At 50.0% G+C, this 23,845-nt stretch carries 20 protein-coding genes and 3 tRNA genes; 7 read left to right on the forward strand and 16 right to left on the reverse strand.

Annotated elements, in window-relative coordinates; all coding sequences use genetic code 11:
* The first annotated feature begins 118 nt into the window (after positions 1–118).
* Together ACYQ27_RS08690 and ACYQ27_RS08695 are read left to right on the forward strand one after the other, a co-directional pair.
* Positions 119–1,357, forward strand: a complete 1,239-nt coding sequence (locus ACYQ27_RS08690) for an Nre family DNA repair protein (protein WP_456397100.1) — start codon at positions 119–121, stop codon at positions 1,355–1,357.
* A 53-nt stretch (positions 1,358–1,410) separates the two neighbouring features.
* Positions 1,411–2,532, forward strand: a complete 1,122-nt coding sequence (locus tag ACYQ27_RS08695; protein ID WP_460041483.1) for an alkaline phosphatase family protein — start codon at positions 1,411–1,413, stop codon at positions 2,530–2,532.
* A 9-nt stretch (positions 2,533–2,541) separates the two neighbouring features.
* On the opposite strand, the gene ACYQ27_RS08700 is transcribed toward ACYQ27_RS08695, so the two are convergent.
* The 3 genes from ACYQ27_RS08700 to ACYQ27_RS08710 all read right to left on the reverse strand — a co-directional run bounded on the left by ACYQ27_RS08700 (position 2,542) and on the right by ACYQ27_RS08710 (position 3,722).
* Positions 2,542–3,030 carry a hypothetical protein gene (locus tag ACYQ27_RS08700; RefSeq protein ID WP_460041484.1) on the reverse strand — a complete coding sequence of 163 codons (489 nt, stop codon included), beginning with the start codon at positions 3,028–3,030 and terminating at the stop codon, positions 2,542–2,544.
* Between the two features lie 87 nt (positions 3,031–3,117).
* Positions 3,118–3,483 (reverse strand): type II toxin-antitoxin system VapC family toxin, encoded by a 366-nt coding sequence (locus tag ACYQ27_RS08705; RefSeq protein WP_456397094.1) that lies wholly within the window; start codon positions 3,481–3,483, stop codon positions 3,118–3,120.
* A complete protein-coding gene (locus ACYQ27_RS08710; protein ID WP_460041485.1) occupies positions 3,480–3,722 on the reverse strand; it encodes an AbrB/MazE/SpoVT family DNA-binding domain-containing protein in 243 nt (80 codons plus the stop codon). Before ACYQ27_RS08710 ends, ACYQ27_RS08705 begins: the two co-directional genes overlap by 4 nt.
* A 293-nt stretch (positions 3,723–4,015) precedes the next feature.
* On the opposite strand from ACYQ27_RS08710, the gene ACYQ27_RS08715 reads away from it, so the two are divergent.
* Positions 4,016–5,293 carry an FAD-dependent oxidoreductase gene (locus tag ACYQ27_RS08715; RefSeq protein ID WP_460041486.1) on the forward strand — a complete coding sequence of 426 codons (1,278 nt, stop codon included), beginning with the start codon at positions 4,016–4,018 and terminating at the stop codon, positions 5,291–5,293.
* 115 nt (positions 5,294–5,408) lie between these two features.
* Here the strand turns inward: ACYQ27_RS08715 and ACYQ27_RS08720 are convergent, their stop codons facing one another.
* The 9 genes from ACYQ27_RS08720 to ACYQ27_RS08760 form a co-directional block, all read right to left on the reverse strand.
* Positions 5,409–6,056 (reverse strand): 30S ribosomal protein S7, encoded by a 648-nt coding sequence (locus ACYQ27_RS08720; protein WP_460041487.1) that lies wholly within the window; start codon positions 6,054–6,056, stop codon positions 5,409–5,411.
* Positions 6,057–6,060: 4 nt separating this feature from the next.
* Complete coding sequence (locus ACYQ27_RS08725; RefSeq protein WP_456397084.1) at positions 6,061–6,504, reverse strand: 30S ribosomal protein S12; 444 nt, start codon at positions 6,502–6,504, stop codon at positions 6,061–6,063.
* Positions 6,505–6,529: 25 nt separating this feature from the next.
* Positions 6,530–6,967, reverse strand: a complete 438-nt coding sequence (locus ACYQ27_RS08730; protein WP_456397082.1) for a NusA-like transcription termination signal-binding factor — start codon at positions 6,965–6,967, stop codon at positions 6,530–6,532.
* Complete coding sequence (locus tag ACYQ27_RS08735) at positions 6,967–7,272, reverse strand: 50S ribosomal protein L30e (protein ID WP_456397080.1); 306 nt, start codon at positions 7,270–7,272, stop codon at positions 6,967–6,969. The genes ACYQ27_RS08730 and ACYQ27_RS08735 overlap by 1 nt, the downstream gene beginning before the upstream one ends.
* Positions 7,273–7,275: 3 nt before the next feature.
* Positions 7,276–8,451: a DNA-directed RNA polymerase subunit A'' gene (gene rpoA2, locus ACYQ27_RS08740; RefSeq protein ID WP_456397078.1), complete on the reverse strand. Its 1,176-nt coding sequence runs from the start codon at positions 8,449–8,451 to the stop codon at positions 7,276–7,278.
* 5 nt (positions 8,452–8,456) lie between these two features.
* Positions 8,457–11,174 (reverse strand): DNA-directed RNA polymerase subunit A', encoded by a 2,718-nt coding sequence (locus tag ACYQ27_RS08745; RefSeq protein WP_460041850.1) that lies wholly within the window; start codon positions 11,172–11,174, stop codon positions 8,457–8,459.
* Positions 11,175–11,186: 12 nt separating this feature from the next.
* Positions 11,187–14,549: a DNA-directed RNA polymerase subunit B gene (locus ACYQ27_RS08750; RefSeq protein WP_456397074.1), complete on the reverse strand. Its 3,363-nt coding sequence runs from the start codon at positions 14,547–14,549 to the stop codon at positions 11,187–11,189.
* A gap of 16 nt (positions 14,550–14,565) precedes the next feature.
* Entirely contained in the window at positions 14,566–14,814 is a 249-nt protein-coding gene (locus ACYQ27_RS08755) for a DNA-directed RNA polymerase subunit H (protein WP_456397072.1), read from the reverse strand.
* Between the two features lie 197 nt (positions 14,815–15,011).
* Positions 15,012–15,088: transfer RNA gene (locus ACYQ27_RS08760), tRNA-Thr, on the reverse strand.
* Positions 15,089–15,217: 129 nt separating this feature from the next.
* Here ACYQ27_RS08760 and ACYQ27_RS08765 point away from each other — a divergent pair.
* Both ACYQ27_RS08765 and ACYQ27_RS08770 read left to right on the forward strand, forming a co-directional pair.
* A tRNA-Asn gene (locus tag ACYQ27_RS08765) sits at positions 15,218–15,293 on the forward strand.
* A 4-nt stretch (positions 15,294–15,297) separates the two neighbouring features.
* Positions 15,298–15,375: transfer RNA gene (locus ACYQ27_RS08770), tRNA-Ile, on the forward strand.
* 980 nt (positions 15,376–16,355) lie between these two features.
* Here the strand turns inward: ACYQ27_RS08770 and gcvPB are convergent.
* Entirely contained in the window at positions 16,356–17,855 is a 1,500-nt protein-coding gene (gene gcvPB, locus ACYQ27_RS08775) for an aminomethyl-transferring glycine dehydrogenase subunit GcvPB (protein ID WP_456397118.1), read from the reverse strand.
* Between the two features lie 10 nt (positions 17,856–17,865).
* A complete protein-coding gene (gene gcvPA, locus ACYQ27_RS08780) occupies positions 17,866–19,221 on the reverse strand; it encodes an aminomethyl-transferring glycine dehydrogenase subunit GcvPA (protein WP_460041851.1) in 1,356 nt (451 codons plus the stop codon).
* Positions 19,222–19,476: 255 nt separating this feature from the next.
* Here gcvPA and ACYQ27_RS08785 point away from each other — a divergent pair, with 255 nt between their 5' ends.
* Both ACYQ27_RS08785 and ACYQ27_RS08790 read left to right on the forward strand, forming a co-directional pair.
* Complete coding sequence (locus ACYQ27_RS08785) at positions 19,477–20,157, forward strand: HAD family hydrolase (protein WP_456452722.1); 681 nt, start codon at positions 19,477–19,479, stop codon at positions 20,155–20,157.
* A gap of 62 nt (positions 20,158–20,219) precedes the next feature.
* Positions 20,220–20,900 (forward strand): metallophosphoesterase, encoded by a 681-nt coding sequence (locus ACYQ27_RS08790; RefSeq protein ID WP_456452708.1) that lies wholly within the window; start codon positions 20,220–20,222, stop codon positions 20,898–20,900.
* On the opposite strand, the gene ACYQ27_RS08795 is transcribed toward ACYQ27_RS08790, so the two are convergent.
* Both ACYQ27_RS08795 and ACYQ27_RS08800 read right to left on the reverse strand, forming a co-directional pair.
* Entirely contained in the window at positions 20,886–22,448 is a 1,563-nt protein-coding gene (locus ACYQ27_RS08795) for a hypothetical protein (protein ID WP_460041488.1), read from the reverse strand. The genes ACYQ27_RS08790 and ACYQ27_RS08795 overlap by 15 nt on opposite strands.
* A complete protein-coding gene (locus tag ACYQ27_RS08800) occupies positions 22,417–23,679 on the reverse strand; it encodes a glycosyltransferase family 2 protein (protein WP_456452712.1) in 1,263 nt (420 codons plus the stop codon). Before ACYQ27_RS08800 ends, ACYQ27_RS08795 begins: the two co-directional genes overlap by 32 nt.
* Positions 23,680–23,845 lie beyond the last annotated feature (166 nt).

Genomic DNA, 23,845 nt, shown 5'->3' on the forward strand with positions numbered 1-23,845 from the left:
CGGATAATGTTAGCAAAATAATTAACATTTTTTGTTGAATTTAAATGCATACTTGCGCTTTCATGTCCCGACACACCCTCAGAAACCATAAATACCCCTTCGTGCATACACCCCACCGATGACCGGGCTCTTCAACTCAAAACTCTGTGCAGTCTGCAAGGGCAGGAAGCTGCTCTGCGGAAGGCCAACCTGCCCAATCCTTGAACGCTTCAGGGTAGCCAGGAGAGTTGAGTCAAAGCTAAACAGAAGGGAGATTTTTGGTTCTTCCCCGCCGAGCGTTTTTGTTGGTGAATACGGCTACCCCAAGGTCAGAATCGGCCCTCTGGTTCCCCCAATTGAGGGGAACACCTCAAATCTTGACAGTCCGCTCAAATGGGGGGATAAAAGCATAAAGGATATCCTTTACTACCGCTCGCTGCTCGTTATGGGAGAAACAAAAGCGGATGTGCATGTCAGGAGGAGCGGCAGGATACTTGGCGAAATTCAGGAGCTTGCAATGTCAGTAAAGCCCGTCGACAGTGAAATCCTCCTCAAGAGGAAGCCCATCATGAAAATCCTCCCGAGCGAGTTTGCCCCGCCGGTTGGGCCTAAAGCTGAGCTCCTTGATTTTGAGCTCACGGAGAATCCAAAAATCCCGCGCAGAACTGACTATGTCGTCAGCGATGAGCTGAAGGCAGAGCAGGCAATAATGAGGCTTTACAACTGGGGTTTTGACGAGTACTACATTATAAGGCTCCTCTCCGCTGGACTCCTCGGCCTCAACAGGAAGCTCGTCCCCACAAGGTGGAGCATTACCGCTGTCCAGGATACGATAGGCAAAAACCTGAGGCGTGAAGTCCTTCAGTATCCGGAAATAAGCGACTACGAGGTCTATTTCCATGAATTCCTGGGCAACCGCTATGGTGTAGTCCTGATGCCCGAGAGCTATGCCTTTGAGCTCCTTGAGGTGTGGCTCAGGGGTTCGCTGTTCGGAAGCGGTGAGCCTCAGGTGATTCATGATTATGAGGATTTCAGGGGGATTAAGGGATACGCCGTTGAAACCACAGGAGCATACTACGCCGCCCGCCTGAGCGTTCTTGAAGCTCTGAGAACAAGAAGGAGGAGTGCAAGGATTCTGGTCTTCAGGGAGGTAACACCCAGATACTACGCCCCCGTCGGTGTGTGGCAGATTCGTTTGGGGGTCAAAAAGGCGATGGGGAACCCGGTTGGAAGATTCAGCACCCTTGAGGAGGCATTGAATTCCCTCAGGGGGTTCCTTGAGCATCCCTTAGAGCGCTATCTTGAGAAAAGCTGGCTCCTGGGGCTGAGGAAGCAGAGGACTCTTGATGATTTTCTCTTTTACAAGCCTCGCCCTTAGGAGGAGATGCTCCCCTGCATTAACTTTTTTAATCCTCCCTCCTATTCCCCTCCATGAGAAAAAAGCTCGCCCTGATAAGCCTCGACGGCTGCGGAACATACAACCTCAAACACATGCCATTCCTCAGCAGACTGGCAGAAGGCGGCTATTTCACGGTGGTTGATTCAATATTTCCCACACTCACCGATTTAGTCCACACCAGCATCATGACAGGAGTTTATCCGAGGGATCACGGCGTCGTTGAGAACGGCTATTACGACCGTCTGGCCGACAAAAAGGTTAATTTTTATGATTATGAGATTGCATTTAACCCTCACAGGGTTATAAAGGCCCCCACCATCGTTGATGTTCTGCGCTCCAGAGGCATAAGAAGCGCCAGCGTTTCCGGCTACACCATGCCCCCGTTCAGCGGAACGAATGTCAGAATATTTCCCCCCTTCTTCAGTGACGACAAGCTCTACCGGCAGCATGGAAGGGACTGGCGTAAGGATTTGTGGGTTCTCAACTCCGCCCTGTATCTCTATGAAGAATGCCAGCCCGAACTTCTCCTGGTGCACTTCGCCTCTATTGACGGTATGAGCCACGATCACGGGCCCCTGAGTGAAGGCGCCCTCAAAGCCATTGAAACCGTGGATTCCATGCTTGAAAAACTGTGGGAGAAACTGAAGGACGAATATGCATTCATAATCTTCGCCGACCACGGGCAGGAGGAGGTTCATACGTGGGTGAACCTGAGGGTTTATCTGAGGAAGCACGGCATAGATACGCTCCGCGTTTCTTCAGGAGGAGGGGTTCATATTTATCTGCGTGATCCGAATCAGGCCGAGGAGGCATTTGACGTCCTCAGAAGGGCTCCGGGCGTGGGCAAAGTCTTTTTCCGCGAGGATTTGCCCCACCTTGACACTCCCCACAGCGGAGAGCTGATAGTTTCAGCAAAGCCCGGCTACTGGTTCTGCTCCCACAGAATGTGCAAGGGGATAAAAGGGGCCAGTCACTGGGTCAGGGGAATGCACGGCTCAATGAACGAGCCGGTTGTTAGGGTTCCGCTGGTACTGTGGGGCTTCGAAAAGGTTGAGCCTGAAGAACCGTCGCTTATGGACATAGCACCGACGGTTCTGGACTTCTTTGGAATTGGGAAGCCGGAAAATATGGTGGGGAGGAGTTTGATCAGTTAGGACGCAGAACTATTTTTGACACAACTTAATAACGAATTTAACAATCCACGCCATATCTTTTTCAGAGTAGTTGTACTCTGTTTTCACGGCTATGGATTTCAGTGCATATTCCAAAGCTTCCTTAATCTCCGATATGCTTGGGCCGTTCAGTTTGGGTTTTATGATTGCTATAGTACTGTCGACTGCGTAATGGCACGAACCATCACTTCGAAAGAGTTTAACATACCTTGTCAGTGAAATAATCTCTTGCCTTCCCAAAGATTTTTCATAAACCTCCATCTGTATCATGTGGGCATCATCAAAAAACGTTGATTTCAAGTTTTTGATGCCCTCCGAGCGGTTTCTTCTGAAAAGCTTACTTATTCCCGAGTTTGTGTTGAACAATATTATGCGCTTATTTGTCACTGCCAGTCCGTTAAGATTACCTGGGGAGATGTCAAGATCCGTAAAGACTGAAAAAATGTATTCTCCCGGCATCAGGTAGTCCCGAAGCTCCATTTCCCTCCTCCCTCCGGGTATTTATAGATCTCCCTCCTCCCGGAGGGTATGATATGGTAAAAGGCATAAGATCAAATCGAGAACCACTTAAAAGATCCGCTTCACGTCGACCCTGTCAAAATCTCCGTCGTTGGATAGGATTGTTTCTACTCCGTGAGCCTTCATTGTCGCGTAGTGAATGGCATCATCAAAATCGAGCTTCTTGCAGTTTTCAGCACTTTTAAGAATATCCTCGGTCAGGGGGACAACCTTAACGCCGATATCCGACAAAATCTGAGTGAAAGATAGTTTCCGTTTATTTCTTCTGAACAGTATGTAGAGCTGCCACACCGTTAATGTGGATGTAATCATATTTCCACTGTACTTTTCCATCAACTCCCTTGAACGTTCTCCAAACTCCTTGTTGGCAGTTAGAAAATAGTAGATAACGTTAACGTCAACATAAACCTTCACAGTTCCTCCCTCAGGAGTTTTTCTGTTTCCGCTTCAATAAGCCTATCTATCTCCCTCGCGCTTAGATTTTTACCCCTGAACATCCCGTAATATTTCTTGAGTTTTTTGCGAACCGGGATAAGGACTATCTCCCCTTCCCTCTCTTCAACGTAAAAGGACTCCGCTTTGAACCTCTTTCTCAGAGACGCGGGGAGGTATATTCTTCCGTTTTTGTCCATTCTAACAATTTCCATCCTCATGGTATCTTATTCGTTTTTAGAAATAAATGTCTTTTGGTGAAGATATACAATGGCTGTATAGAATTCAGTCCAAAAACGGTGCGCATAACCACTCGATCCTTACCCTGCCCAGATTAGCAACGATGAGGTCTGCTACATCTTGCCACCTCTGTGGTAGACAAACCCTCTTTCGTAACTTGTAAACTGGAACCTCCCGGGGTTAAATATGAATCCAAAGCCATATATACCTTGAGCATCTAAGATGACTCGGGAATAACTCTTCTTTAATCAATTTCGGTGTGGAGCTGGTTTATATGAAAAAGCACTGGGAATATGTGGTTGTTGGTTCTGGAGCTGGAGGAGCCACCGTAGCGAGAGAGCTTAGCATGATGGGGAGAGAGGTTTTAATCGTGGAAGCCGGGAGGTATGAGGAGCATATTGGCACATTCAAAGACTCCCTGAGATATTTTGAGACAACGGGCTACAGAACCCCGAGGACATCGGAGGAAGGGGTCATTCTGTGGCGCACGATAATGGCTGGCGGTTCAACGGTTGTTTCCTGTGCAAACGGAACCCGCTGTCTTCAGGAAGAGTTTAATGACCTCGGGATAGACCTTGAGGGAGAATTCAGAAAGGCGGAGAGAGAAATGGGAATTACCCCAACCCCGAAGAGCCTTCTTTCCGATGCATCGCTGAGCATGGGAGAGGCAGCATCTGATCTGGGATATAAAATGGAGCCGATGCCGAAGTTCCTCGACTTCTCTAAGTGCGTGCGCTGCGGATGCTGCACATTCGGCTGTATGCAGGCCGCAAAATGGACAGCGCTCGACTATCTCGATGATGCCCTTGCGCTGGGAGCCGAGGTTCTCTATGAGACAGAGGCTCATGAGGCTATCGTCAGGGATGGAAAAGTCCGGGGCATAAGGGGACGCGGGAAAAAGGGATACGTGGAGATAGAAGCGGACAATGTCATACTCGCAGCCGGGGCATTAACAACTCCCGTAATCCTTCAGAACTCGGGCTTACAGTGCGCCGGAAAAAACCTGTTCGTGGATACCTTTGTGAATGTTTATGGAATAGCTGAAGGTCTGAACCAGGCACGGGAACCCCCGATGGCGCTTGTTGACCACGAGTTCCACGACGAGAAGGGGTTTATTATCTCACCCCACATCAACGTCAGCAGAACCGTCAGATTCATGGAGGCGGGAAGGAAGGGCTTTATGATGCCCACGGACAAACTGGTGGGAATTATGGTGAAAACGGCCGATGATGCATCCGGCAGGGTCTACCCGGACGGCAGGGTCTCGAAATCGGTGACGAAAGATGATCAGAAGAGAATAAACGGTGGTGTGGAGGTGGCCGAGGAAATACTGGGAAAAATCGGTGCCGGACGGTTCGTGGTTTCAAAGCCCCAAGGGGCTCATGTTGGCGGTACAGCGACCATAGGGACGGTGGTTGATGGCTATCTTGAGACGAAGGTCAGGCACCTTCACGTCTGCGATGCCAGCGTTCTTCCGCATGCCCCCGGCCTGCCGCCCATACTGACAATAGTGGCGCTGGGCAAGTGGCTCGGAAAAGCCCTGACTCACTGAGTTTTAGTTTTTGGTCCGGTTTCCGGCTTTTAATTTTTTTATGTAACCCTAATTTTTGGTTTTGAGAAAAAGCTTTGAGAAAAGCGGAAAGAGAATTGAAAAGATGCCAGAGGCTTCATCTTGAGGACTGTGCAATCCTCTCGATTTCTTCCTTCTTGCTGTAGGCGAAGCTCTTCGGGTCTCTGTTGGCAGCCGCTATGATTTCCTCCGCTAAAGCCTGAGCATAGCTAGTTTTGTTCTTGTAGCACTTTGCTGAAGCACCGAGGGCTATGTTTCTGAGCGCGACATCGAGCCTTCTCATGGGTGCTATATCAACCGCCATGTGGTACCTTATGCCACCGAAGGCTATGGTTGTCGTATCCTCCCTTGGGGCGGCGTTCTCTATGGCCTTTATCAGAATCTGAATCGGGTTCTTCTTAGTTCTTCTCTCTATTATTGTGAAGGCTTCCTTGACGACCTCGTAGGCCTTTATCTTCTTGCTCATCAATGAGCGCTGCTCCCTTCTCATGAAGTGTCCGCCAACCTTGTAGCTTGAGGCTCCGCTCCTCATGACCTTGTTTATCAAACGCTCGACTATGTGGACCTGGGCCTTTCCAAAGGGCTTCTTGGCATGCCTCCCGTGGGTGTGGGGCAGAATCCTCGGCTCCAGATTTATGTAAGGCCTGAGTGATGGGTCTTCAACGACGACATCCTCAACGCTCCATCTTCCAAAGACCTTAAGCTCTTTCGGCTGATAGAACCTTTCCTGCAAGCTCTTTGCCATTCTTTCACCTCCTCGGCTTCTCCTTCCTGCCCTTGACGAGCTCCTTGAGGGAAACCCTGTTGACCTTGACGACCTTGTACCTGATTCCCGGGATATCACCGACTGAACCGCCCTTTGGACCGCCGATTCCCTCTATAATGACCTCATCGTGCTCGTCGATGTGGTTTATAGCACCGTCACCCGGAGTAAATGCGGTCACAACCCTTCCGTTCTTGATTAGCTGAACCCTGACAGCCTTTCTCATTCCTGAATTTGGCTGCTTTGCCTCGACAGCGATCTTCTCAAGGACTATTCCCTTTGCCTGCGGCGCCCCCTCAAGCGGGTCGCTCTTCTCCTTGAGCCTGAGGACTCTCCTCTTATACCTGACGTCGCTCCACCTGAACTTCTGCCTTTTGAGCCTGAGCTTTCTTCCAGCAAATTCACCATTCGGGGCCTTTTTACCAGCCATGATCATCACCTCTTAAATCAATAAATCAAATTATAATCACGTCCTGTATCCCGTGATGCCTCTCCATTAGCTCCTTCACGAGGTTTATGTTCTGCCCCCCTCTGCCGATCGCCCTCGGCTTCTCCCTCTGGTTTATATCAAGGAGGGCAACTTTCTTCCCATCTTTCTTCTCAGTGATATGAACTTTTTTAACCTTTACTCCCATCGTTTTATAAATGTTCCTGAGAAATTCTTCCGGGTTCTCCGAGTGCTCTATAAGCTCGATTTCCTTTCCCAGCATCCCCTGAACCCTCTTGACGTTGGCCCCCCTCTTTCCGAGCGCCAGTCCCATCTCGCCCTTCTTGATAACGTAGATGAGCCTGTTCCTTGCGCTGTCTATGAGGCAGTCCATCACAGTGGCCCCTGTCATGCTCTCGAAGAGGGCTATGTACTTGATCTGGTCAGTGTTGAGCTTGAGCGACATTACCCCTTACCCCCAGCAAGGGCTAAGATGTTGCTCTCTCCCGGGTCCACTATGGCCAGTGAGGCTACGACGAAGGGCTTTCCAAGGAGCGTTCCGAGGTCGAGGCTGGTTCCATCGAACTCATACACAGGAATGTTGCTGAGCTTTGCGTAGTACTCCACATCCTCCCTAACGTCCCTTGGTGCGTTTTTGGCTATGATGATGAGCTTGGCCCCGCCAATCTTGGAGAGCTCAAGGGTTCTCTTTGAGCCGATGACAACTTTTCCTGTTTCGAGCACTTTCCTAAGTTCGAATGCTAAATCCATCAATCACACCTCCCGTGGTTTTAGCGGTAATTTCATTGCCAGCTTAACCATACCCGTTCCAACCGGGACGGGCTGTCCGATTAACACGTTCTCCACGACACCGTTCAGGGGGTCTACCTCCCCCCTTTCGGCGGCTTCGAACAGATGCTGAGTGGTAATCTCGAAAGCGGCCCTTGCAAGCACGCTGGCCTTTTCTCCAACGACACCGTGCCTTCCGATGGGCCTTATAACCCCATCGAGGGTCATCATGTCGGCGACGAGCATGATATGTCTGACATCAACCTCAAGACCCTGCTCACGCATCGTATTAACTATCTCCTCAACGATTGCATTTCTCGCTGCCTCTATTCCAAGCACTTCCGCAATTTCATGGATGTTGTTCGTCCTCGTCCTCGTTGGATCAATGCCCGGAACCTTGAGCACCTGCTTGAAGTTTGAACCCTCGGTGTATATGACGTATTCCTCGCCTTCCTTTCTGATAATTGTCTTTCCAACGCCCGAGAGACCCTTCAAGCGATGCTTTTTAACTTTTTCGGCAAGTCTTCTGAGATCAGCTATCTTCTGGGCTTTCTTGGGCCTCATTATTAGGGTGTAGCCCTCAACCTCAAACTCCGCACTCTTGAATGAGCCTTCAAGCTTCTTTTTGATCCTCTCCATATCGAGGTCGCTCTTCTCAAGCCTCTCAGGGTCTATGTCAATTATGAACTCAAAGTTGAGGATGTCTATCGTCATGCTCTGGGCGAGGTTCTCTATGGTGGTTCCCTCTATTTTCCTCGCAACCTCCAGAGCCTTTTCCCTGTCGTAGCGGTGCTCCTCGTCGAGGTAAACTGTCATGATGGGTGTCGAGGGGTTCTTTCTGGCATCGACAATCTCGATGATTCTCGGCAGACCGAGGGTAACGTTAATCTCGGCGACACCGGCGTAGTGGAATGTGTTGAGCGTCATCTGGGTTGATGGTTCTCCCATTGACTGGGCGGCGACTGTTCCGACGGCCTCCCCGGGTTCTATGAGGGCATTTTCATATTCCCTCTCCGCATCTTCAATAATGGCCTGCACTTCCTTCTTCTTGAGCCTGTATTTTTTGTTGTACTCAATCAGCCTGCTGTAGAGCTCCTCCTTGACGTTGTCCGGCAGTATGGACTTATCAACGAGAGACTTTATGGTGGCATTTGAGACCATTCAAATCACCCCTTCTCCCTCAGCCTGATCAGGGTTCTCACAATTACCCTATCCACGTCAAGGGTCTTTCCGCCCCAGCTTCTCATTGGATCAATTCCGTCCTCCCCGTAGCGGAACTGGATTATAATGCCAGTCGGGTCCCTGACGGTTCCATCGTAGTCGACCTTGAGATCCTGAAGGGCGTTTATCAGTCTCCTCTGCATGTAACCGCTCTGTGCCGTTCTGACGGCGGTATCGACGAGACCTTCCCTTCCACCCATTGCATGGAAGAAGTATTCCTGAGGTGTTAATCCGCTCTTGTATGAGTTGACGACGAATCCCCTTGCCCTGGCTCCAAGATCGTTCGGTCTGAAGTGGCTCAGAACCCTTCCACGGTAGCCGCGGTAGAGTCTTTTACCTCTGATCGACTGCTGGCCGAGCATTGCCGCCATCTGGGTAATGTTGAGTATCTTACCCCTTGCTCCTGTTTTTGCCATTATCACTGCATGATTCGTCATACCGAGGTACCTTTCGGCAACCTTACCCGCATTATCTCTCGCCTCGGCAAGAACAGCCATGATCTTGCTCTCAAGCGTCTCCTCCAGCGTTTTACCCGGCAGAGGCTCAAGCTCTCCCCTCTCATAGGCCTCTATAAGCCTGTTGACCTTCTCCTCGGCCTCTCTGATAATCTCCCTGATCCTGTCTATCGCCTCCTCGGGCAGGTCTTCATCGTCTATGGCGGTTGTAAAGCCCTTGTGGGTTATGACCCATATGGACAGCTTCGTGACCTGATCAAGGAACTGCCTGGCCCTCTCCGCTCCATATTCCCTCACTATCAGATCAAGGATTCTCCCGTCTTCCCTTCCATAGGCCTTCTTGTCTATCGCACCGCTCAGCAACTTTCCGTTCTGGATGTAAACGAAGCCGTCATATGCGAGTCTCTTGACCTCTTCCGGATCAGGGACGAGCTTCTCCTCAATCAGCTTTTCGAGGGGCTCGCATTTGCTTGGATCATCACAGAGCTTGTTCCTGTACCAGATATTGAGATTCTCCGGGAGTATAAGGGAGAACACGCTCTTCCCGCTCCAGTATTCAACGCCGTTCTCAACCTTATCCGGCTCGGGGAGTCTCTCAACATCCACCCCTGCAAACATGAGCATCTGCTCGACCTCTAAGCGGGTGAAGTATGCTCCCTCCCTCGTGAGAAGATAGCCTCCCGATATGTGATCCTGAATTCCTCCGATGAGCGGGCCGCCGTAGCGCGGCGAGATGATGTGGTTCTGCACCTCCATGAGGATCCTTGCCTCCGCCTGTGCCTCCTCGGTCTGCGGAACGTGGAGGTTCATTTCATCGCCATCGAAATCGGCGTTGTATGGCGGGCACACTGAAAGGTTCAGGCGGAAAGTCCTGTAGGGCATGACCCTAACATGGTGGGCCATTATGCTCATTCTGTGCAACGACGGCTGTCTGTTGAAGAGGACTATATCGCCGTCGAGGAGGTGCCTTTCAACCGTCCATCCGATGTCGAGCATCTCTGCAACATTCTCGCGGTTGTTCTCCATGAGCCTTATCCTTCTCCCCTCGGGATCGATGACGTAGTTTGCTCCCGGATACTTCTCGGGGCCGTTGAGAACCATCTGCCTGAGCTTTTCGAGATTGAACTCGGTTACCTTTTCCGGAACCGTCAGCTCCATAGCAACCGCTATAGGAACACCAACCTCATTTATGCTCAGCATGGGGTCGGGGCTGATGACTGTTCTCGCGGAGAAGTTGACACGCTTGCCGCTGAGGTTTCCTCTGAATCTTCCCTCCTTACCCTTCAGACGCTGGGAGAGCGTCTTGAGGGGCCTTCCGCTCTTATGCTTTGCAGGGGGAATGCCCGATGTTTCATTGTTGATGTATGTCGTGACGTGGTACTGGAGCAGATCCCAGAGGTCTTCTATGATGAGCTGTGGTGCTCCGGCCTCTATGTTGGACTTCAGGCGGTTGTTGATACGGATAATATCAACGAGCTTGTGTGTTAAATCGTCCTCCGCTCTGATACCGCTCTCAAGGGTTATTGATGGCCTCATTGTAACCGGAGGAACCGGCAGAACCGTTAAAATCATCCACTCCGGGCGGGCGTTGCCCGGGTGCAGCCCAAGGAGCTGGAGATCCCTATCAGGTATCTTCTCAAACCTGTCCCTGATTTCGCTCGGCATCATCCTGTGCCTGTACTCGTTCCCCTCCTCGTCCTTCCTGAGCTCCCAGTATATGGTGGGTCTTTCAAACTTGAGCGGGAACTGCGGTGCTCCGCAGTGCGGACACACCATCCTCTCCTTGGCCTTCTTGTGTATCTCCTTTATAAGCCTGTCCTTCGCCTTCTTCCTGTCGCTCATGACCTCAAACTTTTTTGTATACTCCGCAATTTCCTCATCCGTGAGCTTTATCCTTCCGCACTCCCTGCAGGTGCTTTCAAGGATGCGGTGGATTGTCTTTGCAAACCCCACGTGGATGACAGGGCGGGCAAGTTCTATGTGGCCGAAGTGACCCGGACAGTCCCCAACCCTCGCTCCGCAGGTTTCACACCTCAATCCCGGGTCTATGACGCCCAGCCTCTTGTCCATCAGTCCGCCCTCAATCGGATAACCGTCATCGTCGTATGTGTCCGGGACCGTTATCTCGGCGGCACTCATCTTTCTAATCTCCTGGGGCGAAAGGATGCCGAATTCAATACTCCCGATGACCTTTTTCATTGACTGCATGGCTCTCACACCCTACACCCTATCCTTCAATTTCAGCGACGGCCTTATCACCATGGCCTGCAGCTCATCTAGGAGGAGTTTAAACGCGTAGCTCATCTCCACCCTGCTTATGCGCTCCGTTTCGCCGCACACAGGACAGTAGACCTGTCCCCTTCTCCTGTCCTCAACCGCCACGTGTCCGCAGCTCTCACAGACCCAGACCTCTGTCTTGTCGCTCTCCTCAAGGAGACGCTCTATAAGCAGCATCGCCGCTCCGTGACCTATGAGGACGTCACGCTCCATCTCACCGAACCTGAGACCGCCTTCCCTTGCCCTTCCTTCCGTCGGCTGCTTTGTGAGAACCTGAACCGGGCCTCTTGAACGAGCATGCATCTTGTCCGCAACCATGTGGTGAAGCCTCTGGTAGTAGATTATGCCCACGAATATATCCGCCTCAAGCCTCCTGCCCGTTATGCCGTCGTACATTACTTCCCTTCCGTTGTGTCTGAATCCAAGCTCCTCAAGCTCCTTTCTGAGCTTCTCCTCCGGCTCTCCGATGAAGGCAGTTCCATCAACTCTCCTTCCTTTGAGTGCTGCAACCTTTCCGCCTATGGCCTCAATAAGCTGCCCCACGGTCATTCTCGAAGGGATACCATGCGGGTTGACAATCAAGTCAGGAACGATTCCGTTTTCTGTCCATGGCATGTCCTCCTGCGGGACGATTAAACCTATAACACCCTTCTGACCGTGCCTTGAGGCAAATTTATCACCGAACTCGGGAATTCTCAGGTCACGAACGGTTACCTTTACGAGCTTTGTCCCGTCGCCTGTTTCGGTTATGATGACCTTGTCGACTATGCCCTTTTCACTCGGCCTTACAGCGACGCTCGTCTCTCTCCTCTCCTGAAGTATTATTCCTCCAAGGCCGCTCTGCTCTTCAAGGAATCTCGGAGGGGAGGTTCTTCCAACGAGAACGTCCTTACCTGAGACCTTTGACTCTGGGAAAATTATGCCATCCTCGTCGAGGTGGCGGTAGTATTTCTCACCGAGGAAGCCCCTGACGGTCGGTTCCGGCTTTTCAAAGCGGTCTGTCTGGCCGCCCAGGTACCTCTTTTCCTCGGCCTCGTATGTCCTGAAGAAGCTGCTCCTTCCGAGGCCCCTCTCTATGGATGCCTTGTTTATTATCACAGCATCCTCCATGTTGTATCCGTGGTAGCTCAGAACAGCAACAACGAAGTTCTGGCCGGCCGGTCTCTCCTCAAAACCAACGGCCTTCATTATCCTTGAGTTGACGAGCGGAACCTGCGGGTAGTGCATCAGATGGCCGCGGGTATCAACCCTTATGCGGAAGTTGGCCCAGCCGAGACCGAGGCTCTGCTTGGCCATGCCCGCACCGTAGGTGTTTCTTGGGGCGGCGTTGTGCTCGGGATACGGGACGAGCGAGGCGGGAATTCCGAGAATTGCAGCGGGCATCAGCTCAAGATGGGTGTGCTCCTCGGTGACCTCCCACGGCCAGGTCGCAACGTACGCGTTCTCCTCTTCCTCCGCATCTAGGTACTCTATTATTCCCATCTTAACGAGGTCTCCCCATGTCAGGCTTCCGTTCTTTATACCCTCGACGTGCTCCCTCGTGAGCTTGGGCTGGCCGTTCTCAACTATTATGAGAGGCCTCCTAACACGGCCGTCGTCGCTGTTGATGTAGATTTCCCTGATATCCTTCTCCACATGGAGGGCAACATTTATGACATCGCTTATCCTGCCCTTTCTCCTGTCGGTGCGTATCCTTTCGGCAAGCCTTACGCCATCCTCCACGGTTCCCATTAAAACTCCATTCAGATAGACCCTCCAGAGTTCAGGACTTGGCCTTTTCTCCTCAATTGACACAACACCGAGCTTTCTCAGATACTCCCTGACCTCCTCCTCAGGAATTGCGGTGGTTATCTGGGACATCAGTGAGAGATTTTTGACGAGACCACAGTTCGGACCTTCCGGGGTCTCAGTCGGACAGATTCTTCCCCAGTGGGTTCCGTGAAGGTCTCTGGCTTCAAAATGCGGCTGATCTCTGCTGAGCGGAGATGTTACACGCCTCAGGTGCGAGAGGGTCGACATGTAGTTCGTCCTGTCGAGGAGCTGGCTCACACCGGTCCTTCCACCGGGCCAGGCGCCAGTTGCCAGGGCATGCTCGATTCTCTCGCTTAAAACATCGGGCCTGATGGAGTTCCTAACAAAGCGCTGGACGTTGTCGAAGGTGTATTTCTCGCCCTTCCTCTGGTAGGTCTTGGTCATCTGGTACTGCATATCCTTAACGAGCTGACCGAAGGCAACACGGAAAAGGTCTCTCAGCAGATCCCCTGCAAGCTTGAGCCTCTTGTTTGCGTAGTGATCCTTATCATCCTCGCTTCTCATGCCGAGCGAGAGCTCAAGAACCTTAAGGGTCATCATTCCGAGGTAATATGCCTTCTTTATCCTGTCCTCCTCCTTCACTCCCATGTGGGGCAGGAGGTTGTTGTCTATGATGTGCTGGGCCCTCCTGAGCCTGTACTCCTTTGGCTGTCCCGGAAGAGCGAGCTTTCCTATGTAGTCAAGCGCCTCCTCCTGGGTGGTTATATCGCTTGCATCTTCGAGGTTGTCGAAGAGAACCTGCTGGATTCTGGGGTCGTTGCTGACCGCATCGACTATCTCCTTATCGCTCTTAAGGCCGAGGGCGCGCATTACATAAACGAACTTAACCGGCCTCGGAACGTTCGGGATGTTCACATAGAGGATGCTGTCCTTTCTCCTCTCGACCATTATCAGAGCCCTGTAGCCGTGCCTGTATGAGAAGCACTTTGCAAGAACCCTGTTCTGACGTTCATCCCTCTCAACAAGGGTTTTGTTCGGTGCCAGATCTTCAATCGAAACTATAACCCTCTCAGAACCGTTAATAATGAAATAACCTCCGGGATCCTTGGGGTCTTCCCCAAGCCTGACGAGCTCATCGTCGCTGAGACCGTAAAGCCTGCATGCCTTGGACTTGAGCATTATGGGAAGCTCTCCTATCCTGACCTCCACAGCCTCCTGCTCTATCCCGTTGATGACCGGAATCAGCTCAAGGTAGACCGGTGCCGAATAGGTTAAATTCCTTATCCTCGCATCCATGGGGTAAAGGGGCTTTTTCTGTCCCTGTGCCTCCTGAAATTCAGGCTCGCCGAGGCGCACCTTTCCGAACTTCACCTCAAAATTCGGGATGTCCGGTTTCAGCCCGCCGTACTCGTGAATGACCTCCTGCATGCCGTAGTCAATGAAGGCATTGTAAGAATCAAGGTGCTGCCTTACCAGTCCGTTTTCCTTCCAGTACTGCTCCATAACAATCCACAAATCATCCGGAGTAACATCTACAACGGTGGGTCCCCTCATGATCTCACCTCAAAATTCAATCCTCAACAACAAGCCTGTAGTAGTAGTACACGCCTGCTGTTGGGCTTTTCCTCCTGATTTCAATAACGTCCCCGGGCTTTGCCTCAAGAGCAATGACAGCGGGATCCGAAGCCTTGATCTGCGGAAGCTGGGAAATCCTGATCCTGTACCTCTTGAGCAGTTCCTCTTTCTCCTCTTCGCTCAATATCCTGTGTTCGGGAACTAATTGATGAGTAAATATATCAAATCCTTTTTTCGCCGCCACCGAGAATTGCCCCCTCAAACTTTTTTAGAATAATTATCACTACCTCCGAACTTTGGCTTCTCCTATATAAGCTTTTCGTGTAGAAGGTGATGAAAGGAGGTTTATAATCATTGCGAAAACTTTAAGAACCTCTTTCAGGGCTTAAAAGTCACATTGATGTACATTATAGGACATTGAGTCCCCGGAGAGAGAATATGTGGAGCCCCGGGCGGGATTTGAACCCGCGGCCTGCGGATTACAAGTCCGCCGCCCCGCCAGGCTAGGCTACCGGGGCACCGATTTAAAAAGTCCCCAGTGCATATATAAACTTTTCGATGAAGGGGCGATTTAAAAGCTTCAGTCGCTGAAATTCACCCAACCGTAATCTTTATAAATCCACCCTTCATTCCCTATCTTGGGTCGTGCCGCCGTAGCTTAGTTGGTAGAGCGCCGGACTGTTAATCCGGTGGTCCCCCGTTCAAGTCGGGGCGGCGGCGCCATTGTGGGCCCGTAGCTCAGCCTGGTCAGAGCGCGCGGCTCATAACCGCGTGGTCGGGGGTTCAAAGCCCCCCGGGCCCACCATAGGAAACTTTGCCTGCGCAAAGTTTCATCAAAGTCGGTAGCTTCTTCATGAAGTGCAAGTCCTTAAAGGGTTTTTTAATAAAATCCGACTGTTTGAAAGGAGAACCTTCTTTAAATACCCTTTTAAATGGGGTTAACTTAAAAAGACGCCCGCTGGGCATCAGAGGAAAAGCAAACCTTTAATTTAGAAACATTTTGGTGTGTTCTCCCCGAATGGTGGATACTTGCGAAGCAAAAACCCCCGTCTCGACACTAATAACATGAGCTACCAACTTGTGGTGAAGCTTTTTCTAAAAGCTTCTTTCGAAAGCGCTGGCGGAAGATTACGTACTTTTTTACCGGTCTGATTTTGAAGGGGTTTATGCTAAGACCTGCTCTTTTTGAGTGTTTCACTCTACAAACGACGTCCGAAGGACGCCAAAAATAAACTGAAACTACTTGGAAAGTCCCAGTTAGTGTTAAACCATGCTTAAAATTGCACTTGGCTAGTGCACGACTGATTTTTTGCAGTTTGATGAGAAAGGTAAACCTTTCGCCAGCCTTTCTCAAAGGCTGAGCGAAAAGTTTCATCAAAGTCGGTAGCTTCTTCATGAAGTGCAAGTTCTCAAAAGGGGTTTCTTACATTAAACGTATCGTTTTAAGTGAGAACCTATCGAGTGAATTTCTTCGAGAGTTGTTTTTCACAAATGGATTCTTTTTAGGGGTAATTCTCAGAGGGGGTTCGAGTTTTTAGCACTCCTTTGGAGCGCGGTTTAAGTGAAACCCACATGGAAACGGCCTGTTTGATGAATCCAAAATTCCTAACGGCTGGGTTTTGAGTTGAAATCTTACTTCAAGAGTACCCTGCTGAGGAATTACAAACTTTGATCAAGCTTTTCCCAAAAGCTTGTGGGCCTGCGCGACATTGAAGCTTTTCCCTCAACTTTATTCGAACATCTTAACAAATGGCAGAAAGATTTAACAAAAAGAAAAAGCGGGCTTCAGAAATCGACTTCACCCCTCTCCCTGAGCTCTCTGTACATCCTCCACGTGATTATCGGCCTCTTTGTGGCCAAGACATCATCCACCCTTTTCACCGCTGTGTTATACGGTGCCCCTTTGACTTTCTCCGGCTCGGTGTAGGCTTCTTCGCTTATCTTTTTCAGGACGGATACATAGTAGTCAAGCTCCTCCTTCGTGGCGCTTTCCGTTGGCTCTATCATGAGGGCCTCATGGACGATGAGCGGGAAGTATATCGTGGGTGCATGCAGTCCGTGGTCGAGCAGGCGTTTGGCGACATCCAAGGCACTCACACCCGTTTCCTTCTTCATCGGCTCCGCTGAAAACACAACCTCATGCTTTCTGAGCTCTTTATGGGGCAGACCGTAGCCTCTCGTCCCCTTCAGCTTCTGCGTGAGGTAGTTTGCATTGAGGACCGCGATTTCACCCGCCTCCTTCAGGCCCTCCCTGCCCATTATCTTCAGGTAGACGAGCGCCCTCACCATCACGGAAAAGTTGCCGTAGAACTCCTTGACCTTTCCTATGCTCTTCGGAAGGTCATAGTTGAGGTAGTACCTCTCACCATCAAACTCGACCACCGGGACGGGCAGGTATTCCTTTAAAAAGTCCTTGACGCCTACAGGACCGCTTCCGGGCCCTCCACCTCCGTGCGGCGTTGAAAAGGTCTTGTGCAGGTTCAGATGGACAATATCAAATCCCATATCACCCGGTCTGACCCTTCCGAGAATTCCGTTGAGGTTTGCACCGTCGTAGTAGAGCAGACCCCCGGCTTCATGAACCATCTCAGCTATCCTGAGTATGTCCTCCTCGAAGATTCCAAGGGTGTTCGGATTTGTGAGCATTAATCCGGCCGTCCTCTCGCTCAGGGCACTCTCAAGGGCATCTAAATCCACCATCCCCTGCTCATTTGAAGGAATCTCCACGACCTTAAAGCCCGCCATAGCAGCGGAGGCCGGGTTCGTCCCGTGGGCTGAATCCGGCACGAGTATCTCCGTTCTCTTCGTGTCTCCCCTGTCCATGTGGTATGCCCTGATTATCATGACCCCTGTGAACTCACCGTTCGCTCCCGCAGCCGGCTGAAGGGTGAAGCGATCCATGCCCGTAATCTCCTTGAGCCACTGTTCCAGCTCCCACATGATCTGAAGGGCGCCCTGAACCGTTCTCTCGTCCTGATACGGATGGATAAAGGCAACCTTTGGATGTCCGGCTATTTCCTCGTTTATTTTTGGATTATACTTCATTGTGCATGAGCCGAGAGGATAGATGCCCGAATCAACTCCGTAGTTCATTTCGCTCAGATGGGTGTAATGCCTCACCACCTCGGGCTCGCTAAGCTCCGGGAGATTGAGCTCTTTTCTCGCCAGTCCCTCGGGAATCCTGACATCAATGTTTTCAATCGGCTTTGGAAGCGTGTATCCCACTCTCCCCGGCTTTGAAAGCTCAAATATAAGCGGTTCATCCCATTTGGCCTGCCTGTACATCTCCATCACCTCACAGCTCCGCCTCGTTTATTATCTCTCCCAGCGCGGATACTAAACCATCAACCCACTCTTTCCTCGTCGTTTCTGTTACTGCAAACAGAGCGCTTTCCCCGAGCTCCGGGAAGTGTTTTCCAAGGTAATATCCTCCATGAATGCCCCTCTCCAGCAGCCGCTCGTGGAGCACATCATAGGGAATCTCAAAGCCAACCGGCACGTCCTTGAAGTTTATGCCATCAAAGAGTATCTCTCCCACCTCACCCATGCGCTTTTTGAAGTAGGCGGTGTTCTTAAGTATGACCTCCCCGAGCTCCCTCAGACCTTTCGGCCCCAGGGTTGCCAGATGTATCGCAGCTGCAACCGCAACGAGGGCCTCATTTGAGCAGATGTTTGATGTGGCCTTCGCCCGCCTTATGTGCTGTTCCCTCGTCTGCAGTGCCATGACAAAGGCCCTCCTGCCCTCTCCGTCCCTTGTCATGCCTATTATCCTGCCCGGCATCTGCCTGATCAGCTTCTTGTCGTTTCTCACGGCAAAGAAGCCTGCCCTCGGGCCTCCAAAGTTCATCGGATTTCCAAAGAAGGCTGCCTCTCCTATCGCTATATCCGCCCCGTAGTTCCCCGGAGCTTCGAGTATCCCCAGGCTGGTCGGGTCGGCCCCCACAATAAAGAGGGCCTTTGCATCATGGGCTATTTCTCCAATGGCCCTAACCTGCTCCTCGATCAGGCCAAAGAAGTTGGGTACTTCCACATAAACGCCCGCTGCACCTTCAACGCTCTCCTTTAGCTTTTCAATGTCAACCTGTCCGTTCTCATTCCAGGGGATGTACTCTATCTCAATACCCGCTCCTTCAACATAGGTCTCCAGCGTCATCCTTTTCTCGGGGCTGAGGGCTTTAGGGACTATGAACCTGCTTTTTCTTGTGAATCTCGCTGCCATTCTTGCGGCTTCTCCGAGGGCACTTCCCCAGTCGTACATTGAAGCGTTGACAACCTCAAGCCCGACCAGCTCCCCTATGAGGCTCTGATATTCAAAGAGGGCCTGGAGCATTCCCTGGCTGATTTCCGGCTGATAAGGAGTGTATGCCGTCAGGAACTCGCTCCTTTCAATGAGATACTTTACATGGGCCGGGATGTAGTGGAAATAAGTTCCAGCGCCAAGGAATGAGGACATCTCCAGGATGGTTCTGTTTTTCTCCAGAATTCTGTTCATCTCAAGGAAAACTTCATATTCGCTTTTCCCCTCCGGAAGGCTGAACTCCTTCAGAACGCCCCGGGGGACATCAGAAAAGAGCTCTTCAGTCGAACTGAAGCCTATCTCCTCAAGCATTTCCCCTTTATGTGCTGAATTAGGGATGTAGTGCTTTCCCATTGGCATCACCTTTAAGATTTACATCTAATCCTTTGCACCTCAATAAATATATGCTTTGTGGGTTATTCTAAGGAGGCATAGATTCACAAAAATTGCGGGGACCACAATACCGGCAGGATAACTGAGCGTGCCTGCAATTATAAAATTTCCGCCCCTTTGACCCATCATTTCATTGAATTTATCCGACAGTACCGGAGCACAACGAAAAAGCTTAAAGCCAGACCTCACCCTTTTTCTCTGGTGGGTGAGAACGGGATGATTATAGGCTTTGATTTCGATGGAACGCTGGTGGACAGCTATTCCGTGATAGAGGAAGCCTTTAAACGGGCTCTGGAGAGACATTACAGGTGGCTGCCATTTAAGGGCATCTGGGCGAGGTTTTTCACCAGAATAGAGCTTCACTTTGAAAAGCCGAAATACGGAAGGCACAGCGGTAAGGTGAAATCTCCATTCTTCCTGAGGACGAAGTTCGCCAGGACATGGTTTGAGGAGAGGGCAAAGCTGACGAAGATTCTGGATGATGCAGACGAACTGATCAGAACGCTCAGAGAAGAAGGGCACACCGTGATATCATTCTCGGCGGAAGATTTCATTGATGGGATGAAGGAGAGGAGGCTAAAGATTGCGGGCCTGTATGAGCTCTTTGATGATATCATTGTCTTCGGAAAGGAAATAACTCTGTGTGAGGCATTTCAGCTTTTGCGGGAGAAGTATGGAGACGAGGTTTTTGTATGGGTGGATGACAAGCCGTGGCGCTTTATCGGGAGGGGCGATGAAAACACGGAGTTTGTGTGGTATTACTTCCCGCCGACGGCCAGATTTGTGGAGGAGAAACGGGAGCTGCTGGCTGCAATTCCACGCCTCCATGTGATAAGGGATCTGTGGAGCATCCGGGATGTCGTTGAGAGAATAAAGCAGGAGAGGGGGCTCCGCTAAATCCTGCAGCACATGTCCCGCATCTGAGTTAGTTTTAAAATGTTTGCATCATACGGGAGGATATGAAGCCCGTCCCTCTGTCCGGGAAAGCCCTCCGGCTCGGGAGGAATCTGATAATAGCAGACCTGCATCTTGGTTACGAGGCCAGCATGGCGAGGGAAGGTGCATACCTGCCGAGCACGCTCCGCAGCACCGTTGCCTCCCTAAAGCGGCTTATTGAGAGAGAAAAACCGAAGAGATTGATAATAGATGGGGATTTGAAACACTCCTTTGTGCCATTCAGGAGGGAAAAAGCCGAACTTGAGCTGTTCCTCTCCGAGGTTTCCCCGCTGGTTGATGAGGTGGTTCTCGTCAGGGGAAACCACGACGTCGGGATTCTGTGGATAAGGGAAGAGGGTGTTGAAATCGCGCACGAACTCGAAGCCGGGGGATGGAAAATCGTCCACGGACACAGGCTCGCCGAGGGCGACAGATTCATTATAGGCCATGAACACCCCGCGGTAAGGCTGAGGGACGAGGTTGGAGCCGTGGTAAAGGTTCCGGTGTTTCTGATGAGCGAGAAGCTCGTGGTGCTGCCCGCCTTTTCTCCCTGGGCGTATGGAAACGACGTCCTGAGGGAGATTGTATCACCGTTTCTGAGGTATTACGACATCTCAAATTCCCGGGTTCTGGTGCCTGTTGAGGATGAGCTTCTGGACTTTGGAGAGTTCAAACAGCTGCGGGAGGTTTTAAGAAGAATCTGATCTTATATAAACCAATGTTGAAACATCATAAAGCTTCACGGAAGAATTAAAAAGCTGTCTGTAGTGGTGCAAAAACTCTCTCCTCCATGTAGCGTTTTCGTAGTATAAAGTTGCATAGTTCTCTTTTCCGGATAACCCTATAAAATATCTCCCAAGCTTCGCGTATGTATCCTCTGTCGGCATAACGACAACAGAAACATTAAAATCCCAAGGCTCCAGAGACGCCTTTACATACAGGGGCATGTCGTATTCATCAATGATGTACTTTGGTTTTAATCCTTCAAAAGCTGAGAAGTAGTAGGAGCCCAGCACAGAGGAATACAGAATATACCCTTCATCACGGTGCATCACTATCTTATCTCCCAGCAGTTTGTTATGGAGATATTCGGGATATGCCTTCCCAAGCTCCATATGCACGAGAGAAACCAGGGAAATTGTGAAAATTATATATGAACTCAGAAGAATAAGTAACAAAACTGCTCTAATCTGTGCCTCCTTCACTCTATTCAAGATGAAGCTAAGTCCCCTACCAGCAAGTAGATACATAAAGGGGAAGGAGAAGTAGTAATAGAGCAGGTGATCTTTTATAAGAATCTGCGGCCCCTCTGCCATAAGGAGAACCGACGAGGACAGTATGAGAATCAGCATCTGCCATCCATTTTTTTCTTTTAGATAGCTGATGACACCAGGGATTAAGAAAACCATCAGAGGACCCATCATTCCCCATATAATGTGGAGTACCCCTTTGAAATCAATGCTCCATGGAGCAAGTATCTTGGAGATAACAACGAAGTAATATCCTGCAGCACCAGGAGATGGATGGGTGATAAACTCAAAAGGATTTCCAAAAATTGCCCAGTTGTACAAAATCCATCCCCCAATTCCCATAAACATTAAAGGTAGATGGGAATATATCCTCCATTTTCTCCCGGATTTTATCTCTCTGTATATAACGAGAAAGGCCAGCACAACTACCATAGGCCATGCTTCGTATCTGGACAGTGTTGCGAGCATGAGAAAAAATACCGAAAGTGTAAGAGGCTTTCCGCTGCCAGTATTTAGGTATCTAAGAGCGTAACTCAAGGAAAACAATGACAGGAACTGACCGAGGGGTATCATATAACTTGAGGAGGCATGGATTAGAGAGTAAATATTGAGACCAAAAAGTGATGCCACCAGAACCCCCTCCCGTCCCCCAAGGATTTTTAAAAGAATGCAGGATGTTCCAGCGATTAAAAGGGCATTTAAAATGCTTCCAGCCATTCCGGTTTTGTAGAGCCACCCAGCTTTTACAAGTGGAATCAGGGCGAGATGGTAAAGAAATGGCCATACGGTACCCATATTGGCAAACTTCGAGGTTGGTTCATTGCTTACAACAGTCGCTGCTATGTAAAGATGGTTAGCGTTATCATGGGCAAACCGTGTGAACTCCCAGATAACTGTGGTATCATACTCATAAACAATCCACATAGAGAAGGATAGGTATATTATGAAAAGAGATATCAGAAGCATTTTCTCAGGAGATGAAATCCTGTGGTACCCTCTCATTTCCATCCCTCTCGGTTTTATACCATCTCCTTGGAGAAAAAATGGAGAAAAATGCAACCAGGCCTATTATATACCAGTACGCAAATGCGATATATATGTACGGGGTGTAGCTCTCAAATACCGTATCGCTGAAATGGTATGCAATTACAAGTGTGAAGAACAGGTTTCCCCCAAGGAACATAAACATTGCTATATAATATATCAAACCCGTAATAGAATTTTCAATTGTACCCACGAGAGAAGATGAACCTACAAGAATTCCCCCAAGATACAAAAACAGAAGTGTATAGCTGGCTGTTGTTGCCATTGAGATTACAGGCCCCATATATGTCAGGCCTATTCCCATTAGTTTCTTATATCCCAGTGCTTTTCTGGATTTCCAAAGACCTCTCAGGCATTCATAGTATCCCTTAAACCATCTCATCCGCTGATTTATCAGCGCCTTAAATGTGGCCGGGGCATGCTCCACTATATAAACCGAATCAAGGTATTCCATTCGTTCCCCGTTCTTTGCGAGCTCTATTGTCAGGTATGCATCCTCTGTCAGGCTTCCTGGAAAACCTCCAATTTTCTCCAGCACATCCCTCCTGACAGTCAGACCTTCTCCGCTCATTGGAGCATAGCCTATAATGGCCGTGTAAACAGGAAGGTAGATATCATACCATATGAATGTATCCAGTGCCAGGAATTTTGAGTGAATGCTCTCTCCAATCCGGTAGACTTTTGTTGTAACAGCTCCTGCCCCCCTGTTTATCTTCTCAACAGCGAGTGAAATATAATCCATGGGGACAATATCGTCTGCATCAAAGATCATAACAACATCCTCGGTAATATACGGAAGAGCCTGATTAAGTGCGTCTGGTTTTCCGAGATGACTGCTGTTGGTATAGATTGTCCTCACGTTAAACCCGCTGAAACTTAAAAAGCTCTCGAGAATAGGCACACCGCTTTTTGTTACATCATCCATCCGTTCTACCAGAATGTATACCGTTATAAGCTCCGGGGGATAGTTCTGGCCCGCTATCGATTTAGCTGTTCGCATAATACTTGGCAGCTGCTCTCTGTAAAAAGGCAGCACCACAGCAACCCGGAGGGGATCATTAACCTGTTTGAGTGTTTCAGATTTGGTTTTGCCAGTTCGAACAAAGGGACAGGAGAGTATCGGAGCTACTCCGGCTAAGAATACCGCCTGAATGAGTATAAACATGAGCCTGAGGAGAAGAACCCACATGGTATTCCTAATTGGAAGGATTATTATAAATATTTCTACCCAAATTCATCTGAAAACTCCCTTAAATCTGAGGAATACCAAATAGGAAACATGAATAGATTCGGGGACAATATTTCCGAAATAACTCAACACTCACATGAGAATTTATTAGAAAAGGACAGAATCT

The sequence above is a fragment of the Thermococcus atlanticus genome (assembly GCF_054657855.1).

Excerpts from the sequence above, each read along its gene's own strand:
- ACYQ27_RS08690 (WP_456397100.1), top strand. The coding sequence starts at position 119 with ATGACCGGGCTCTTCAACTCAAAACTCTGTGCAGTCTGCAAGGGCAGG.
- ACYQ27_RS08695 (WP_460041483.1), top strand. The coding sequence starts at position 1,411 with ATGAGAAAAAAGCTCGCCCTGATAAGCCTCGACGGCTGCGGAACATAC.
- ACYQ27_RS08700 (WP_460041484.1), bottom strand. The coding sequence starts at position 3,030 with ATGGAGCTTCGGGACTACCTGATGCCGGGAGAATACATTTTTTCAGTC.
- ACYQ27_RS08710 (WP_460041485.1), bottom strand. The coding sequence starts at position 3,722 with ATGAGGATGGAAATTGTTAGAATGGACAAAAACGGAAGAATATACCTC.
- ACYQ27_RS08715 (WP_460041486.1), top strand. The coding sequence starts at position 4,016 with ATGAAAAAGCACTGGGAATATGTGGTTGTTGGTTCTGGAGCTGGAGGA.
- ACYQ27_RS08720 (WP_460041487.1), bottom strand. The coding sequence starts at position 6,056 with ATGGCAAAGAGCTTGCAGGAAAGGTTCTATCAGCCGAAAGAGCTTAAG.
- ACYQ27_RS08725 (WP_456397084.1), bottom strand. The coding sequence starts at position 6,504 with ATGGCTGGTAAAAAGGCCCCGAATGGTGAATTTGCTGGAAGAAAGCTC.
- ACYQ27_RS08730 (WP_456397082.1), bottom strand. The coding sequence starts at position 6,967 with ATGTCGCTCAAGCTCAACACTGACCAGATCAAGTACATAGCCCTCTTC.
- ACYQ27_RS08735 (WP_456397080.1), bottom strand. The coding sequence starts at position 7,272 with ATGGATTTAGCATTCGAACTTAGGAAAGTGCTCGAAACAGGAAAAGTT.
- rpoA2 (WP_456397078.1), bottom strand. The coding sequence starts at position 8,451 with ATGGTCTCAAATGCCACCATAAAGTCTCTCGTTGATAAGTCCATACTG.
- ACYQ27_RS08745 (WP_460041850.1), bottom strand. The coding sequence starts at position 11,174 with ATGCAGTCAATGAAAAAGGTCATCGGGAGTATTGAATTCGGCATCCTT.
- ACYQ27_RS08750 (WP_456397074.1), bottom strand. The coding sequence starts at position 14,549 with ATGAGGGGACCCACCGTTGTAGATGTTACTCCGGATGATTTGTGGATT.
- gcvPB (WP_456397118.1), bottom strand. The coding sequence starts at position 17,855 with ATGTACAGGCAGGCCAAATGGGATGAACCGCTTATATTTGAGCTTTCA.
- gcvPA (WP_460041851.1), bottom strand. The coding sequence starts at position 19,221 with ATGGGAAAGCACTACATCCCTAATTCAGCACATAAAGGGGAAATGCTT.
- ACYQ27_RS08785 (WP_456452722.1), top strand. The coding sequence starts at position 19,477 with ATGATTATAGGCTTTGATTTCGATGGAACGCTGGTGGACAGCTATTCC.
- ACYQ27_RS08790 (WP_456452708.1), top strand. The coding sequence starts at position 20,220 with ATGAAGCCCGTCCCTCTGTCCGGGAAAGCCCTCCGGCTCGGGAGGAAT.
- ACYQ27_RS08795 (WP_460041488.1), bottom strand. The coding sequence starts at position 22,448 with ATGAGAGGGTACCACAGGATTTCATCTCCTGAGAAAATGCTTCTGATA.
- ACYQ27_RS08800 (WP_456452712.1), bottom strand. The coding sequence starts at position 23,679 with ATGTGGGTTCTTCTCCTCAGGCTCATGTTTATACTCATTCAGGCGGTA.